Here is a 16590-nt window from a genome sequence, read left to right as displayed (position 1 = left end):
GGGAGGTCGGCCGATCCAATCGGCCGGCCTTTTTATTCGATGGAATACCTGTTTAAAGCATACATAAGAACCGGGACAAAAGGAGATTTTATTCATGAGCAGATCGAAGATCACCCGCTACGGGGAAATCGCAAGAATCCGCATGGCGATGGCTTTCCCGCTGCGCTGGGTCAACAGCTATGCGCTGCGCGGCGAAGACGGCTATACGATCGTCGATCCCGGGCCGCGTTCGGCGGAGAACGAGTCCGCCTGGGACGAAGCGTTCGAAGAGCTTGGGATCGCGCCGGAGCAGATCGCGTCGATCGTACTGACGCATCATCATCCGGACCATTACGGCTTGGCGGGCTGGCTGCAGCAGCGCAGCGGCGCGCAGGTCTGGATGTCCGGGCGCGCAGGCGAAGCCGCCTCGCGCAGTTGGAGCGCCGCTGGCCATGACGAAGCGACGGTCGATCTTTACCGCTGCCACGGCATGGCCGAAGAGCGTCTTGCGGAGCTGCCGGAACATCTGGCGGGCTTTATCGCCCAGGTGGAGCCGCAGCCCGAAGTTTCGATTATCGAGGACGGGCTGCCGATCCGCTTCGGCGGACGTTTGTGGCAGCCGGTCGAGACCGGCGGGCACGCCGAAGGCCATCTTTCTTTTTACGAAGAATCGAGCGGGATTATTCTGTGCGGCGACGCGGTTCTGCCGCGGATCTCGCCCAATATCTCGTACGGACCGCAGGGCGATCCGCAGCCGCTGCGCTCTTATCTGGACGGATTGCGCGCGCTTGGGAAGCTGAACGTCTCGCAGGCGTTTCCCGGCCATCGCGATCCGTTCGAAGGTTTCGCGGAGCGCACCCGTCAGCTGCTGGATCATCACGAGCAGCGGCTGGACGAGATGGAGCGGCGGCTGCACGGGGAACCGAAGACCGCCTACGAAGTCTGCGTTTCGCAGTTTGGCGATTCGCTGGGCATCCACCAGCTCCGGTTCGCCCTGTCCGAGACGATCGCGCACCTGGTCGAGCTGGAAGCGCGGGGACGGGCGGCGAAGCAGAGCAAGAATCGGTTTATATTCTGGTCGGCCGCAGCGTAACCCTCGTTCCGGCCCGAATTTACGATCCGCAGTTTCTGAAAGCCCGTTTTCCTACTCAGGAGAACGGGCTTTTTTATCATCCTCCAAACGGCCTGCTGAAACACGAAAAAAGCAATAAAAATAAAAATGGAAATAGGTGTTTGGGCTTGGTTAATCTCGATGTATGCGGTTTAAATAAAGGGAGTCGACAATTCGATTTTCATCAAAAAGGTGATGCAAAACTTAATTTTTCTTCTCCATATGCAGCAGCTTTCCAAACAGCTTTCGATCTTTTATTACATCTATAAGCGCTTTCCTTCGAAAAAAGATTTTAAAAAAATTCAAAAACCTGTGATCCAAACTTCGAAGGGCTGCGTTTCATCCGGTGTAAGCAACAGAAAACAACAACAAAATTCAGATACACACAAACGGAGGGAATTACAATGTTCAAGATGTTCAACGCAAAGAAGCTCGTAGCACCGGTACTCGGTCTGGCTCTGATTGTTCCGACAGTGGCGGGGGCCGCTCCGGCGCAGGCAGCAGCCGCGACAACGACAACAACGACGGCGAGCCAAACGGCGGCGATGAAAGCATCGGTTACGACGCCGGCGGTCGAACTGAGATCCGCGCTTGACCATCTGCTCTCCGAGCACTATCAACTGGCGGTGGACGCGATGATCAAAGCGTACGAAGGTTCGCCGGACGCGGCGGCGGCTTATCAAGCCCTCGACCAGAACGCGCTGGACATGCAGCCGGCGATCGAATCGCTCTACGGTAAAGCAGGCGGCGAACAGTTCGAAAGCATCTTCCGCCCGCATAACAAATACACCGACGATCTGGTCAAAGCCGTGAAGTCGGGCGACACAATGGCTCGTCAAACAGCCGAAGCGAATATCGAGAAATTCGTTAAAGACTTCTCCGCATTCCTGGGTACGGCAACCGGCGGCAAACTGCCGCAGGCAACAGCAGAGAAAGTCATCCGTCTCCACGAAGATCAAGTACAGGACGCTTTCGACAAGTATGTAGCGGGCGACTACAGCGGCGCTTATACCGCTTACCGCACAGGCCTGAACGAAATGTTCACGATCAGCGAAGCGCTGTCGACGGCTATCGTGACGCAAATGCCGGAGAAATTCCAGAACACCAAATCCGATACGCCGGCGGGCGATCTGAGATCGGCGCTGAACCACCTGCTGTCCGAGCACTTCGCTCTGGCTACCCTGCAAATGCAGGAGCAGTACGACAACATGGAAAGCAGCAGCAGCGCGCTCGTAACGGCCGAAGCCGGCAACACGAAGGACTTCAAAGCCGCGATCGCTTCGATCTACGGCGCAGCCGGAGCGGATCAGTTCGAGAAGATCTGGACGACCAACCACATCAACGTACAGGCTCAATACGTAGCGGCTGTGAAGAGCGGCGACCAGACGGCCCGCACCGCGGCGCAGAACCAGATCAACCAGTTTACCAAAGAACTGGCGGCGTTCCTGAGCACGGCTACGAACGGCGGACTGCCGCAGGCTGCTGCGGAAGAAGGCCTGATGCTGCACGAGAAACAAGTTCAGCAGGTACTGGATCAATATGCGGCTAAAAACTACACCGGTTCGTACAAAACCGAACGCGAAGGCTATGCCCTGATGTTCGACGTGGGTAAATCGCTGAGCGGCGCGATCGTAGGCCAGTTCAACGACAAGTTCCAGGAGCCGGCACCGACTACGCCTGCGCCGACTACGCCTTCGAACCCGTCCAACGGCAGCATGACGACCGTTAAGATGCAGGTCGGAAGCATGAACCTGACGCTGAACGGCAAAACGACCAAAATGGATACCGCGCCGCAAGTATGGAGTGGAACGACTTACATCCCGCTGCGCTACCTGAGCGAAGCGATCGGCGCGGAAGTGAAATACGATAACAAGACCAAAGCGGTAACGGTAATGTCCGGCAACGATACGCTGAAATTCTGGCTGAACAAAGACTTCATGGAAGTCAACGGCAAGAGACAGGCTGTCGGACACAAAGTATTCGCGGACAAGAACGGCAGAACGGTAGTTCCGGTACGCTTCATCACGGGTCTGCTGGGCTGGGATATCGCGGTGGACAGCAGCAACTGGGCAATCACGCTGACCAAATCGATGTAACAAAAAGGTCTTCGTTTAACGAAGCATAACGCTATAATCCGCAATAATTCGCAGGGGCGCTCGCTTGGATTTCAAGCGATGCGCCCCTGCGGCGTTTAACGGTCTTTTATCCGCCGCGGCATCTTTTGACGGAATAACGAGGCGCTGGTACGCTAACGGTAGAAACACCTTCATAACGGTGAAGAAGCGGATTTCCGCCGAGCCGGAAGTTTCCGTTTATTCCCGAAACTGCTGCCGAAGCCGGACCGAATCGGTTCAGGCTCCGCGAGAGGAGGAGGAATTTCAATGCTGGAAAGAAAATCCGACCTTTATGAAGACTGGTACGACTACGACGATTATTACGACGACGTGCTGCGAGGGTACATCGGGCCGAAAGACGACGGTTTCGAAGAAGTGAGCGCGCGGGAAGAGATCGAAGCGGAGAAAAAGTCCGTCTGAATACACAGAGCGCGCCGAAAAGGACGGCTGTAGACGCGTGAATAAAGTATGAACTTGGTAGGTAAAACGAAGGGTTTCTCCGCATTTGGGAGACTCTTCGTTTTTTTATATCCCTGAACAGGTATAATGGGAACCAATGAAATGATTTACAGACTTTTTTTAGGGAAAAATTCTGTAAACAGGGTCTAAATTTCCGAAACCATCCGAGCAGGCAAAGGAGGAAGATGATGAATTTCGAACCCCAAAACGAACTGGAACGGATTCTGGCGGCCGCCGTACACGATCCGTCGCGGAGAGGGGAATTCTACCGGGAGCTTGAGCGGGCCGAATTGTACACCGTGCACATGGGCGGGGAACTCCCGGTCGAAAACGGCGAGCTCGAAGAGAAAACGACCGTCCGGCTGCCCAGCGTGGACATCGAAGGCAAATCGTATTTGCCCGTGTTCAGCTCCCTGCTGGAATTGCAGCGGTTTATCGATCGGGAGATGCAGTATCTGTCGATGAACGCGATGGATTTGTTCGGACTGGTGCGCGGCTCCGATGTCTGGCTGAATCCGGGCGGAGAATTCGGCAAAGAATTTCCGGCTGCCGAGATCGAAGCGATTCTGGACGGAGCGATCTATGCGCCGCCGCAAAGTTATACGGTGGAGCAGGAAACGCAGGTGATGCTCGGCCGTCCGTCCAAAGAGCCGCGGGAGCTGCTGGAAGAACTTGAACGGGTATTCGATTCCATGCCGAATGTCAATCTGGCTTACCATGCGCATTACTACAACCCGGAAACCGGCGACCCGCCGCATACGCTGATTGCGATCGAATCGGACGACGGCTGGAACGAAGTCGTGCAGGCGGCGGGCAGAGCGGCGGGAAGCGCGCACGTGCCCGATCCGCCGGTCGATTTCCTGCAGTTGGACGGCGTAAGCGGCTTGGAACGTTATTTCGAGCGCGAATGCGAGCCTTTTTACCGGAAGCGGAAACGCCGGGGATTTTTCGCGCGCTGAAGGCGGTTCGCCTCGATCCGGAAGACGGCCTGGCGGATAAGCGCATAGGTCGGACACCGGAAAAAGACCGGAAGCGGAAAAAGCGGCTGAATGCGGCTTTTGTCCGGCTTCCGGTCTTTTGTTTGGTTCATGCGTCTTCAAGGCTCAAACGTCGAACGACGCTTGAATGGCGTTCAATCGTCGCCGGGCTGCTTGGGCAGCTCGACCGAAACTTCGCGTTCGCTTTGCTTGTTGTGGGCGATCCGGCTGCTGGCCGCGGACGCGATCGCGCCGACGATATCGTCCAGGAACGTGTGCACCGGCCCGATACTTTTGTCGTTCAGCCGCTCCAGCACGCCCGGTTTGAGCTTGTCCACATAACCGAAGTTGGTCAGCCCGATACTGCCGTAGACGTTGACGATCGACAGGGCGAGAATCTCGTCCACCCCGTACAGGCCTTCGTCGTTCTTAATCATCTCCTGCAGCGGGGACAGCAGTTTGCCTTCCTCGGCGAGCACGTCGAGCTGGATGCCGGTCAGGACGGCGTTTTGCACTTCGCGCTTCTCCAGCACTTTCTCCACATTGTGGATGCACTCTTCCATGGTCAGATCCGGGTAATATTTTTTCTGCAAAAAAAGAACCAGTTCCGCGATTTCCTCGATCTTGACGCCGCGCTGGCTCAACCATTTGCGCGTCGCTTCGGCGACCTTGCGGCTGTCCAGCGAGTAGGCCTGCTTCTCGGGCACGCCCATTTTCTCTTCTTTGGCTGTCGGTTTGTCCGGCGTTTGCATGATCTTCACCTCTCTTACTTACAACTGTACAAAATCGCGGAGACTGAATCATTTTCGGAAGCAAAGTCCAAATCCGGGTTCGAAGTCCGTGCGCCGGGCGGCCGAGTTTGCTAAAATGAAAACAGAATAACCGCCGGTTCCAAGAACCGGCAGATGCGGAGGACAACAACTTGAGCAGGAACGACAGAAAGCCGGACGAACTTCGCCCGGTCAAGATCGAAGTGGGAACGAACAAATACGCGGAAGGCTCGGTCTTTATCGAAGTGGGCGACACGAAGGTCATCTGCAACGCCACGGTCGAAGAGAAAGTGCCTCCTTTTATGAAAGGGCAGGGACGCGGCTGGGTGACGGCGGAGTATTCGATGCTGCCGCGCGCGACGCATACCCGCAATATCCGCGAAGCGGCCAAAGGCAAGCTGGGCGGGCGCACGATGGAAATCCAGCGGCTGATCGCCCGGGCGCTGCGCTCGGTCGTCGATCTGCAAGCGCTCGGCGAACGCACGATCACCGTCGATTGCGACGTGATCCAGGCAGACGGCGGCACGCGGACCACTTCGATTACCGGAGCGTTCGTGGCGATGTGCCTGGCGGTGAACAAGCTGGAATCCCAGGGCAAGCTGAAACGCTATCCGGTCACGGATTTCCTCGCTTCGGTCAGCGTGGGCATCGTGGACGGCGAAGGACTGCTGGACCTGTGCTACGCGGAAGATTCCACGGCCAAAGTCGATATGAATCTCGTGATGACCGGAGCCGGCGCGTTCGTCGAGCTGCAGGGTACGGGCGAAGATTCCCCGTTTACGCGCGACGAGCTGAACGGCATGCTGGAACTCGGGGAAACGGGTATCCGGCAGATGATTTTCGTGCAAAAAGAAGCGCTCGGCGCAAACGCGATGAAGATCGGACAGCATGAAAGCGGGGGATTGGCGTGAGCGAAAAACCTGAACCGGCGGCAAACGAAGCAGCAAATGAAGCGCAAGAAACGAAAGAAATCGTCGTCGTCGCGACCCGCAATATGGGAAAGGTGCGCGAATTCCGTCATGCGTTCGCTCCGCTCGGCAAAGAAGTGCGCAGCCTGCACGATTATCCGGAAGCGCCGGAAGTCGAAGAAGACGGCGCGACCTTCGCCGAGAACGCGTTTAAGAAAGCGAAAGAAATCGGCGATTTCCTGAATTTGTCCGTACTGGCCGACGACTCCGGCCTGTGCGTCGATATGCTCGGCGGCGCGCCGGGCATCTATTCCGCCCGCTACGCCGGCGAGCACGGCAGCGACTCCGCCAACAACGAGAAGCTGCTGGATGAGCTGATGAAGCTGCGCCAGGGCGACGACACCGAGCAGCCGCTGCTCAGCGGCGCGCGCTTTGTCTGCGCGCTGACGCTCTACGACCCGGCCACCGGCCGCGGCATCGAAGCCGAAGGCAGCGTCGAAGGCTGGATCACCGCCGAAACGGCCGGCGCCGGCGGCTTCGGCTACGACCCGCTGTTCTACGTGCCGGAGTTCGAACGCACCATGGCCGAACTGAACGTCGAAGAGAAGCAGCGGATCAGCCACCGCGGCGCCGCTCTGCGCGAACTGCTGCGCAAACTCGGCGGCAGCTGGGAGTAGACCCGCCTCCATAAACCTGGAACAAAAAAAGCGCGAACCGGAGGAATCCGGTTTGCGCTTTTTTTGTCGAGAAGGTCCGGTTCTATGAAAAAGCCGATTCCAAATCCATATCCTGCCGCCCGAAAGTCCGATTCTCCACCGGAGCAAAGATATCGCGGTTCAAGCCGTCGACGGCGATCCGGCCTTCGTACATGCGCTGAACCTGAATGCTGTGCTTGGCTTTGAGCACGCAGGGAGCGCCGCCCGCGCTGCCGACCGTCCGGGCGTCGATCCGGTCTTCCGCTTCCAGGCACGATCCCCGGCAGACGGAGACCGGATTCGCGAACGCGATCGAACCGCCGGAGTACAGATCGCTTTGCAGTACGCCTTCGCGGTGAATGAGAATATCGCCGTTTGACTTGATCGTGCTCGTCTGGCAGCGCGACAGCTCGATGCGCGAATCGCCCTGCTGCATATCCGACACGAACGAATGCTCTTTCTCCAGGCTCTGCTCCAGGCGCGACAGCACCTGCTCGTCCAGCGCTTCGATCATCAGCGCCGGGGACAGCATGAGATTCAGGTCGTCGGCGAATTCGTTTGAAGACGATCCGGTGCTCCGCTGCACCGTGACCATCACCTGGAGCAGCTCGCGAATCCGCGGCTGGATTTCTTTGAACTTGGTCTTGAGCAGCAGCAGCGCCACCTGGCCGAAACGCGCGGACTGGCCGCGCTTGCACACTTCGGCGTACAGCATGCGCGCGGCACTCAGCAGTTGGCCGATCTCTTCGCGAAGCTGCTGCGAGAGATGGAACAGCCGGTTGAACGCCAGGCCGAAGCTGCCGGAATACAAACGGCTGCCGATCGTGCTGCCCAGCACGGTGATGCTGCCGGCGGCGGTGATTGTGGCGTGATAAACCCCGCCGGAGACGTAGACGTTGCCGAGCGACTCGACGATCATATTGTCGGTGACGCTGCCCTGGATCGCCACGTCGCCGGAGAACACGATATGCCCCGTTTTGAGGTCCACATCGCCCGCGACCACGTAAGCGTCGGAGATATCGAGGTAGCGGACCGCGCCGGAAGTGATGCAGGGCCGCCCAGCTTTGAGCGCCGTGAACAGACCGTCCGGCCCGGCTTCCACATGCTGGCGGGCATGCAGTTCGATCTCCCGTACCGGGTCGGGCGACAGGACTTTGCCGTATACGTCGTACCCCGGTTCGCCCGAGGCGGAAGGGATCAGCCGGGCCAGCGGATCGCCGGGCTGCACCGAAGGAATGCGCAGATGATTGCGGTAATCCAGCGCGCCCGCGACTTCTTCGAACGCGTTTTCGATTTTTTCGCCGAAAAACAATTCCAGCCGGGCGTCCTCGCCCTGCACCGCTTCCAGACCGGACGCGAACGGCACGGGCTGTCCGTCGGCGTCCTGAAGCGCTTGCACGACGGCGGGCACGTCGAGATTTTTGCAGATGCCCATCGTTCCGATCTCCGCCATGATCTCGGCGATGCCGAGTTTTTTGAGCGGCTTCTTCAAGTCGGGGACCGCCCGGGGGACGCAGGAAGCCGCCGGAGCCGAGTCTTCGAGCTTCCAGGCATACTGCGTATCGGCGTAGACGCGGATATGCGCCTGCATGCCGCCCGGCGCGGCGTCGACGGCGAACAGCGGCCGCTCCGGCATTTCCCATTCGATCCGGTCGCCCGCGCTCACGTGCAGCGGTTCGAGCAGCTCGGAACCGTTGACCCACAGCCGCAGCGGCGGATTCGGGATCAGCAGGGCCGGCGTTCCGTCTTCCTGCGGATCGAGAACTCGCAGCGCGCCTCCGGAAGTCTCGATCGCGCCGTCCGCTTCGCTCTGCCGCTGTTCGGAAAGTCCGCTTTCCATACCGCCGTTTTCGGTGAAAACAAGGGCATCCGCGGCGCTTTCCGTTTCCTGATTGGACCCAATTGACGGCATACGAAAAGACCTCCTCATAAATGATAAAAATCAGACGCCTTGGCGGGAGTGAAATGGATATAGGACTTTGGAAATCCATTTGATCGAATATGGCCTCTTAAAGAATATGTAAACAGGGATATAAGTCTTTGTCACAGAATAGAATAATATCTTTGGTCCTATTTTTCAATAAGTATTTCCAAATTGACCGCTTTATTGCACGATAACGGGTTTTCGAGTACATTACGGGGGTACTGCGGAGAACAAACCCCGAATTCAAATCATAATCCGGCAATGAAGGAGGAACGGAAAAAATGCGAAAAGGAATCAAAACGGCCGCCGCGGCCGCGCTGCTGCTGACGCTGGTTTCGGGAGCGGCGCTGGCCGATCCGGCCGGCGTCTGGACGCGGGCGGGCAAAACGCCGGGAAGAACGGCGGTCGTGGACGGGACGGAAGTGGTGCTGCCCGGACGGGCCGACAAGAAAAAAGCGGCCGCTTCGATCGATCCGGCAGCGGGAAAAGCGGCGCTTCGGGCGCAGACTTCGGCGGCGGAAGGAAAAACCGGAACATTCACCGCCAGACTGACCGCCGACGGACTGAATGATACGCTGACTTTCCGCTATGCGCAAAAAGGCGGGGAGACTACGCTGCTGCCGGCGCCCGATCTCGGCTACGACCTGCATCCGCTGCCCGGCGGCGACGCGCTGGTCGAGTATGCGGCTTCGATCTACAGGCTGGACGGCGAGCGGCGGACCCTGTCTCTTTTTCTGAAAGGACAAACCGGCGCCTACAGCAAATCGGTGCGCAAATGGCCTTCGGGTAAAAGCACGCCGCCGATGGTGGTCTGGGGACAGCGGGCGTCGGTCAGTCCCGACGGAACGAAAGTGCTGTTCTGGACGAACCGCGCCGTGACGGCGACGGGCAGCGAGGACGGGGAGAACTGGATCAAGGACCTGAACACGGGCGCGGAGAAAAAAGTATACGGAGCCGGTTATCAGGTGTTGGGCTGGGATGCGAAAAACCGCTTTTACCTCGATCTCGGCGACGGCGGCATCGCGCAGGTGGACAGCGGCGGGGGAGGGGCGGCGAAGGTTGTTTCGTCCTACTCGGTTTCCGCCGCGGCCGGCAATTATTTGCTGTCGCAGATATCGGACGGCTCGCTCGGCGTACGCAATCTCTCGACCGGAGCGGCGCGAACCTTCCGGGGCGGCGGGCTGAACCGTGTACGTTCGATTGCCGCATCGGCGGACGGAGGGCTTTTTGCCGTCGTGAACGCGCCGGACCGGACGAAGGCGGCTTCCACGCTGCTGCTGATCGACCCGGCGACCCTGGAGTACGAACGGATCGACGAACCGGCGGGCGGCTCCGTCATCGGCGTATCTTGGGCCGACGGCGGGACCCTGCTCGTGCAGGTCCGCAATCGGAGCACGGCCGCGGAATCGACGTATGCGATCGACACGGAAAAGGAGGCGGCGAAATGAGCGGGAGAACCGTTGGGCGTCCGGGCTCGTTCTGGCGCAAAGTCCTGCTGACCGCGTGCGCGCTGCTTGCGCTGAGCGCGGTGTCGGCCGCTTCGGCCGCCGACTACGGAGCGGCGTTTATGCAGCAGTACGGCGTCAAAGCGATGATTGCGCCGGCGATGTCGCCGGGGCGCAGCGACGCGGGCGGACTGGTCGAACGCTATGCGCCGGTCGCAAGCAAGACCAATCAGCCGCGCAATGTCGTCGGCGGCACCAATCCGCATAACGGTTCGGATATCGCCATGAATTCGGGCGAGCGGGTGTATGCGATCCTGCCGGGCAAAGTAACGGAGGTCAAGCACGACACATCGGCGCAGCTCGGCAGCGTGATCGTCGATCAGGATACGGACGGAGACGGGACGCCGGACGGCGTATACGTCAAATACCTGCATATCGATCCGGCGGGAACGGGAAGCTCGGGCATCCGGGTCGGCGATTACGTGACCGAGACGACGGTGATCGGCACGATCGACCGGGCGAAGAATTACGATCCGCATCTGCATATCATGCAGACCAGCCGGAGCCGCAGCGGCGCGGCGGGCGCGCAGACGATGCCGATGAATCTGTTCTACCGCTATACGTCGCCGGAAACGTGGAACGCCGGGTCGGATCTCGATTATGTGTCGGCGGACTGGACGGACGGCAATCTGCTGTATCTGACCGCGTATGCGTCGACCGACAACCCCGAGACCAATACGTACGACCGCGATCGCCCGGCGGAGATCCAGCTGCATTACAAGATCGGCTCCGGCGGCAAATGGAAGATGTCCCCGGTCCGCTTCAGCCTGTACAACGCCGATACGCTGCGCTACCGGATCGATCTGCGGCAGGCGACCGGCGCGGCAAAAGGCCAGACCGTCTACGTCTACGCCGCGGTCATGCGGGCCGACGATCCGACGTTCCCGAACTCGGCATCGTACCGGCACGGCTTGTGGCCGCAGTTCTACAAGCATCCGGAGAGGGTGCTGTACGCTTCTTCCCGGGCTCGCGCCGACGCGGCTGCGAAAGCTTTTACGATTCGCTGAGCGCATGCAACCGATAAGGCGTTAACGGCGGCATAAAAAAGAAAGAGGCAAAGCAAAAAGAGCTTTTCCCGGACGATTAGCCGGGAAAAGCTCTTTTTGGCACTCCGCGTATCTTGCGGCGAAGCGGGAAACTGCCGCAATCAGCCCGCGATCGCTTCCTCGTTCACCGCCGGAACCGGAGCGGTTTCCGCCGCGGGTTCCGCTTTGCGATTTTTCTTGCGGCCGGCCGGAAGTTCCACCGCCGGCACTTCTTCGGCCGGCACGGTCGTCATCTCTTTGAGATCGGCAATCAGCTTCTCCAGCTGGACGAAACTGCCGGTCATCTGGTCGGTGATGTATTTTTGCTCGTTCATGCCGGCGAGAATTTCGTCCATTGAAGCGTTCGTCTGATGAGTAACAGCCGAGATGGCCGCAGCTTGATGGATTACGCCCGACGAAGAAATTTTCATTTTCTCGGAGCGGTGTTCGACTTCGCCAGCTTGATCCAGCAGTTTGTGCGTATTTTCGTTGATTTCCGTCAATACCTGCTCCGACCGCTGCGCCGCTCCCAGGCCTTGTTCGGCCGCTTCGCGCCCGCGATTGACCTGGCTCATCAAGCGCTCGGTGCCGCTCTGCAGTTCGCCGAGGATGCCGCCGATCTGCTCGGCCGATTCCCGCGAGTGCTCGGCCAGCTTGCGCACTTCGTCGGATACGACCGCGAAGCCCCGGCCCGCTTCTCCGGCGCGCGCCGCTTCGATCGCCGCGTTGAGCGCAAGCAGGTTGGTCTGGCTGGCGATCTCGGAGATCGTCGTCAGGATCTGCGCGATCTGGTCGTTCTGCTCGCGGAACAGCTCCATATCGTGCGCGGTATCGCTCATGACGCTGTAGACCTGATCGATCTGCCGGCGCAGCTCGACCATGCGGCCCGCGCCTTCCTGGGTTACGTTGGCGGTATGCTCGGACAGCCCGCGCATAACCGAGGAGTTCTGCACCATGCCTTCGATCTCGTGATCGTTGGCGGACATTTTGTCGGTGATTTCGATAACGCTGCGCGCCTGGCTTTCGGCTCCTTTGGCGACATGGGCGAACGTGCTGGTAATTTCACCGGTAATCATCTCGTTCAGCATTACGTTTTCTTTCGACTTGCGGGCGTAACGGCCCAATTCTTCCACGGCGCTTTTCACATGATTCAGCACCTGGTCGATCCGGCCGGCATTGGCTCTCAGGCGTTCGCGCTGCGCGGCCAATTCGCGGGATAGTTTCTCGTTCAGGTAGCCGACCCACACCAGAATGCCGGCGATAACGGCAAAGACGACGACCGTGAAGACCAGCGTCATGATGCGGTCCTGCGGCATGAAGACGTCGGCGCCGCGCAGCCAGGCGACGCTCATGCCGACGGCGGTAATCGCGGAATAAATCAGCGTATACCGGTAAAAAGGATACAGGAGCAGCAGCGCCGCCGGCACCAGGGCCGCCAGCACGTTGATCGTATCCGTCATCGCGGCGGTATAAGCCGCGGCGAAGAACAGCGCCGCTGCGTACGGCAGGATGTGCAGCGCCTGTTTGCGCAGGGTCAGCACGGTAAACGAAAGGGCGAATACGCCTATCGCTCCGGCCGCAATCTTGATCGATGCGGACATGTCCAGACTGGCTGCGCCAAGCAGAACAAATACCGCCCATAACAGCCAGGCTACAATTTTGTTTCGTTGATACATAATGCGGTCGAGGTTGCTCACACGCTCACTTCCCCCATCTTTATAGTAAGCGGTACTTCGCAGCGGTGAAGTGTGCAGGGTGCGAAAGTCCCACCTCCATTATCGGCAAAAAGACCCTTTTCGTGTAGAGAAGAGGAAAGAAAAAATTGGCGAAATTCCTACAATATAAGCGAAAACCATTTCGGAAGGAGGGGTTTTTAATTGCTTGAAAATGAAGGAGCGTACATATCGAGCAAGTGAAGCGGGAACAGGTGCTTAATCTCAGCAGCGAAGCTGAAAAAATCGAAAAAAGCAGGTACTTGTATTTTTGTACTCTTTGGTTCATAATTAAAAACCAAGGATGCCGACTTGATCAAAACCCGGTCGAAATAACGATAGGGCTATCGAAGGAAGCATTATTGCGCCTATTTTTGAACCAATAGGTACAAAATTAAACGGGAGAGGGGTTTTACTGTTGAATACGACACAAGAAACGCACAAACCGCTGGCTGGAAAAGTCGCGCTGGTTACCGGAGGGGCGCGCGGCATCGGCGCAGCTATCGTTAAGAAACTGGCCGAAGACGGAGCGGCGGTTGCTTTTACCTATGTGAGTTCCGGCAGCCGCGCGGAAGAACTCGTACAGGAAATTAAAAACGCGCATGGCCGGGCACTGGCCGTTCAAGCCGACAGCGCAGATCCGGAAGCGTTGGACAATGCGGTACAGCAGACGCTTCAATCGTTGGGCAGCATTGATATTCTTGTCAACAATGCCGCCGGCATCGTTCAGAAATCCTATGATCAGGTCACTCTGGAGGAATTCGATCAGGTGATGAATCTGAATGTGAGAGCGGTATTCGCCGCGGCCCGGATCGTGGGTCCGCAGATGCGGCCGGGCGGCCGTATTATCAATATTGGCAGCATTTCCGCCGAGCGCAACCCATTCCCGCAGAATACGCCGTATGTCACCAGCAAAGCCGCCGTAGCCGGATTGACGCGAGCACTGGCTCGCGACCTAGCGCCGCAGGGGGTCACCGTCAACAATATTCAGCCCGGAATGATCGATACCGATTCGAATCCAGCAGACGATTCCAAGATTGAGCTTATCAAGAGCCTGGTTCCGCTGGGCAGATACGGAAATACGGCTGAGATTGCCGATCTTGCCGCCTATCTGGCTTCGCCTGCAGCGGGTTATGTCACCGGAGCCAGTCTGAATATCGATGGAGGCTTTAACATCTGATCGCGGCTAACTTTTAGTCAAAGTCCGGAGAGGCCGGTACCATGACAGATAATCGGCTGTGTAGTAAAATACGGGGTATCTATTTTACGAAAAGAGGAATGGTCATGGCACCAGGACGCCCACGGGCTTTTGATATTGAGCGGGCGCTTCAACAGGCTCTGGATATTTTTCGGGAAAAAGGTTACGAAGGAACTTCATTGACGGATCTGACGCAAGCGATGAAAATTAACCGTTCAAGCTTCTATGCAACCTTTGGCAGCAAAGAAAAGCTGTTTCGCAAGGTGCTGGATTTATATACTCATCATGAATCGGTTCAGGCAACGCTGGATGCGTTGAAGGAGCCGACCCCGTATGCCGTAATTGAAAAGTTTCTGCAAGCTTCGGCGGATACGGCTGTAAACTCCGGCCGTGCTCCGGGCTGTTTAACGATTCAGGGCGCTCTTGCCTGCAGTGAGGAATCCGATCCTGTCAAACAACTGCTAACCGAACAGCGGATTCAAGTGGAAAATGCGCTGTATGAACGATTGGAACAGTTGAAGCGGGAGGAAGATCCGGCAGCCGATACTAATTCCAGATGTCTTGCCAGATATATCGCTACTCTGGCTGCCGGAATGTCGATTCAGGCAGCCAACGGCGTCGGCCGCGAAGATCTTGAAGAAGTGATCAAGAATGTCATGCTCCCCTTCGCGACCTATCAATAAAATAGATACCGGTTCGCAGCTCAAACACCCTGCAATCATCTAACGATGACTGCAGGGTGTCTTTGTACGGCTATTTCTTCTAGCGGCGATGCCGCTCGCTGCGCGGCGGAAGGGAAGAAATATCGCTGTTCGGCAGGGAGGAACCGGGATCGGATAGCGTACTGTCGGCGCGGCTGTTTGTGCCTGTCGCCGGGCGCTGCGGCAATGCTTCTTCAGACGCGGCTTCAGGCCGGGCCTCCGAATCGTCGATAACGGCGCGGCCGCTGCGTTCCACGCGCGCTTCTTCGTGTTTCAGCGTTTCTTCGATCTGCCGCGTTTCCTGTACGGTTTCTTTGCGAACCTCGACTTCGCCGGTTACGACGCTGCGTTTGCCGACTTCGATTCGTTCCTCGCGGATCGGGATACGGATCGTTTCGTTCTGCCCGATCTCGCTTTCTGCCGCCAGACCGTCGGGGCTGCGGCGTTCGATCACGACTTCTTCGCGGGTAACGGGAACCTGGATCGTTTTTTGCTCATGAATAATTTCTTTGCGTACTTCGACCTCGCCGGTACGCACCTGGTTCTTGTCGATTTCGAGCTGTTCGGCCCGGAGCTTCAAGGTTTCGGCATCGGCAAGAGCTTCGCGTTCTTCGCTGCGGCGCGCTTCGGCTTCGCGGCGAACCTTTTCTTCATCCGCCGGAGCGGAAAGAGCGGGCGCAAGAGTCTCGTCGATCCGCACGTGCTCCGCGTCTGATTCGTCCCGGACGCCGAAAACCCGGCGTTCTTCCGTTTCGGTACCGGATGTACGCAGGCCGAGCGGATCTGCCGCGCCCGCCGGCCCGGCCGTTTCGACTGCGACGCTCTCAACCGGAACTGCGGAAGCGGTATCGGGTTCCGCGGCAAAGCGGGGCGAAACGGCTTTGATATTTGAAGTATCTTCTTCGGCCGCGCCGAGACGGGTATAGTTCAGCGCATAATGGTCCCGGAAGATCGATTCGACGTCGGCTCTTCGATTGTCGGCGGCTTCGACGATTACGAGCAGGCGTCCGCCGCTGACTTCCTCGCCGTAAGACTGGGCTTCTTCTTCCGAGATGCCAAGGCCGATCAGTCCGCCGACCAAACCGCCGCCGGCCGCTCCGACGGCCAGGCCCGCCAGCGCGGCGGCAATCGGTCCGGCGGCGAGCAGGGGACCGATGCCCGGAATCGCGAGCGCGCCCAGGCCCGCCAGCAGTCCGCCGACTCCGCCCAGAATACCGCCGGCCGTCGCGCCGCCGGCTGCGCCTTCCGGAGCTTTGGTCACGTGATGGGCTCCGTCCGAATCGGCGTCCGACCGGTTCTTGGAGATAATGGAAATATCGTCGTCGCCGTACCCGAAGCGCTTCAGATCTTCCACCGTCTCCTGGGCTTCGCGTTCCGTCAGAAATACACCTACTATTTTCCGTGACATGCTGTCGTCCTCCTCGTCTATTTGAGCGCAGCCGCGGGCGCTCCGCCGTGCATTTGCGCGGCAAAGCCGGTTTTCTGCGGAGATGCGCGCCGTAAACCGCAAAC

Annotated in this window: 14 protein-coding genes; 10 read left to right on the top strand and 4 right to left on the bottom strand. The window is 58.4% G+C overall.

Translation table 11 applies throughout. The features are described 5' to 3' along the window. Positions 1 to 94 precede the first annotated feature (94 nt). The 4 genes from QWJ34_RS11885 to QWJ34_RS11870 all read left to right on the top strand — a co-directional run bounded on the left by QWJ34_RS11885 (position 95) and on the right by QWJ34_RS11870 (position 4622). Complete coding sequence (locus tag QWJ34_RS11885) at positions 95 to 1072, top strand: MBL fold metallo-hydrolase (RefSeq protein WP_302727965.1); 978 nt, start codon at positions 95 to 97, stop codon at positions 1070 to 1072. Between the two features lie 422 nt (positions 1073 to 1494). Beyond that, positions 1495 to 3186, top strand: a complete 1692-nt coding sequence (locus QWJ34_RS11880) for a copper amine oxidase N-terminal domain-containing protein (RefSeq protein WP_302727963.1) — start codon at positions 1495 to 1497, stop codon at positions 3184 to 3186. 285 nt (positions 3187 to 3471) lie between these two features. Next, on the top strand, positions 3472 to 3624 hold the full coding sequence (locus QWJ34_RS11875) for a hypothetical protein (RefSeq protein ID WP_302727961.1): 153 nt from the start codon (positions 3472 to 3474) through the stop codon (positions 3622 to 3624). 227 nt (positions 3625 to 3851) lie between these two features. Next, a complete protein-coding gene (locus QWJ34_RS11870; RefSeq protein WP_302727959.1) occupies positions 3852 to 4622 on the top strand; it encodes an enhanced serine sensitivity protein SseB C-terminal domain-containing protein in 771 nt (256 codons plus the stop codon). Between the two features lie 173 nt (positions 4623 to 4795). Here QWJ34_RS11870 and QWJ34_RS11865 read toward each other — a convergent pair whose 3' ends face one another. Beyond that, complete coding sequence (locus QWJ34_RS11865; RefSeq protein ID WP_302728218.1) at positions 4796 to 5353, bottom strand: phosphatidylglycerophosphatase A family protein; 558 nt, start codon at positions 5351 to 5353, stop codon at positions 4796 to 4798. A 209-nt stretch (positions 5354 to 5562) separates the two neighbouring features. On the opposite strand from QWJ34_RS11865, the gene rph reads away from it, so the two are divergent. Together rph and QWJ34_RS11855 are read left to right on the top strand one after the other, a co-directional pair. Beyond that, complete coding sequence (gene rph / locus QWJ34_RS11860) at positions 5563 to 6321, top strand: ribonuclease PH (RefSeq protein ID WP_302727957.1); 759 nt, start codon at positions 5563 to 5565, stop codon at positions 6319 to 6321. Positions 6322 to 6380: 59 nt separating this feature from the next. Continuing rightward, positions 6381 to 6995, top strand: a complete 615-nt coding sequence (locus QWJ34_RS11855; protein ID WP_302728216.1) for an XTP/dITP diphosphatase — start codon at positions 6381 to 6383, stop codon at positions 6993 to 6995. An 82-nt stretch (positions 6996 to 7077) separates the two neighbouring features. On the opposite strand, the gene QWJ34_RS11850 is transcribed toward QWJ34_RS11855, so the two are convergent. After that, entirely contained in the window at positions 7078 to 8925 is a 1848-nt protein-coding gene (locus QWJ34_RS11850; protein WP_302727955.1) for a FapA family protein, read from the bottom strand. A gap of 293 nt (positions 8926 to 9218) precedes the next feature. Here QWJ34_RS11850 and QWJ34_RS11845 point away from each other — a divergent pair, with 293 nt between their 5' ends. Further along, on the top strand, positions 9219 to 10385 hold the full coding sequence (locus tag QWJ34_RS11845; protein ID WP_302727953.1) for a WD40 repeat domain-containing protein: 1167 nt from the start codon (positions 9219 to 9221) through the stop codon (positions 10383 to 10385). Then, complete coding sequence (locus QWJ34_RS11840; RefSeq protein ID WP_302727951.1) at positions 10382 to 11449, top strand: M23 family metallopeptidase; 1068 nt, start codon at positions 10382 to 10384, stop codon at positions 11447 to 11449. The genes QWJ34_RS11845 and QWJ34_RS11840 overlap by 4 nt, the downstream gene beginning before the upstream one ends. 140 nt (positions 11450 to 11589) lie before the next feature. Here the strand turns inward: QWJ34_RS11840 and QWJ34_RS11835 are convergent, their stop codons facing one another. Then, complete coding sequence (locus QWJ34_RS11835) at positions 11590 to 13164, bottom strand: methyl-accepting chemotaxis protein (protein ID WP_302727950.1); 1575 nt, start codon at positions 13162 to 13164, stop codon at positions 11590 to 11592. A gap of 433 nt (positions 13165 to 13597) precedes the next feature. On the opposite strand from QWJ34_RS11835, the gene QWJ34_RS11830 reads away from it, so the two are divergent. Then, entirely contained in the window at positions 13598 to 14359 is a 762-nt protein-coding gene (locus QWJ34_RS11830) for a 3-oxoacyl-ACP reductase family protein (protein ID WP_302727949.1), read from the top strand. 104 nt (positions 14360 to 14463) lie between these two features. After that, positions 14464 to 15060 (top strand): TetR/AcrR family transcriptional regulator, encoded by a 597-nt coding sequence (locus tag QWJ34_RS11825; RefSeq protein WP_302727947.1) that lies wholly within the window; start codon positions 14464 to 14466, stop codon positions 15058 to 15060. Between the two features lie 79 nt (positions 15061 to 15139). Here QWJ34_RS11825 and QWJ34_RS11820 read toward each other — a convergent pair whose 3' ends face one another. Continuing rightward, on the bottom strand, positions 15140 to 16486 hold the full coding sequence (locus tag QWJ34_RS11820) for a YsnF/AvaK domain-containing protein (protein ID WP_302727945.1): 1347 nt from the start codon (positions 16484 to 16486) through the stop codon (positions 15140 to 15142). Positions 16487 to 16590 lie beyond the last annotated feature (104 nt).

The organism is Saccharibacillus sp. CPCC 101409, assembly GCF_030518235.1.
Taxonomy (GTDB): Bacteria; Bacillota; Bacilli; order Paenibacillales; family Paenibacillaceae; genus Saccharibacillus.
Note: the sequence above shows the minus strand (reverse complement) of the source record. Positions and strands in the feature narration are given on the sequence as shown.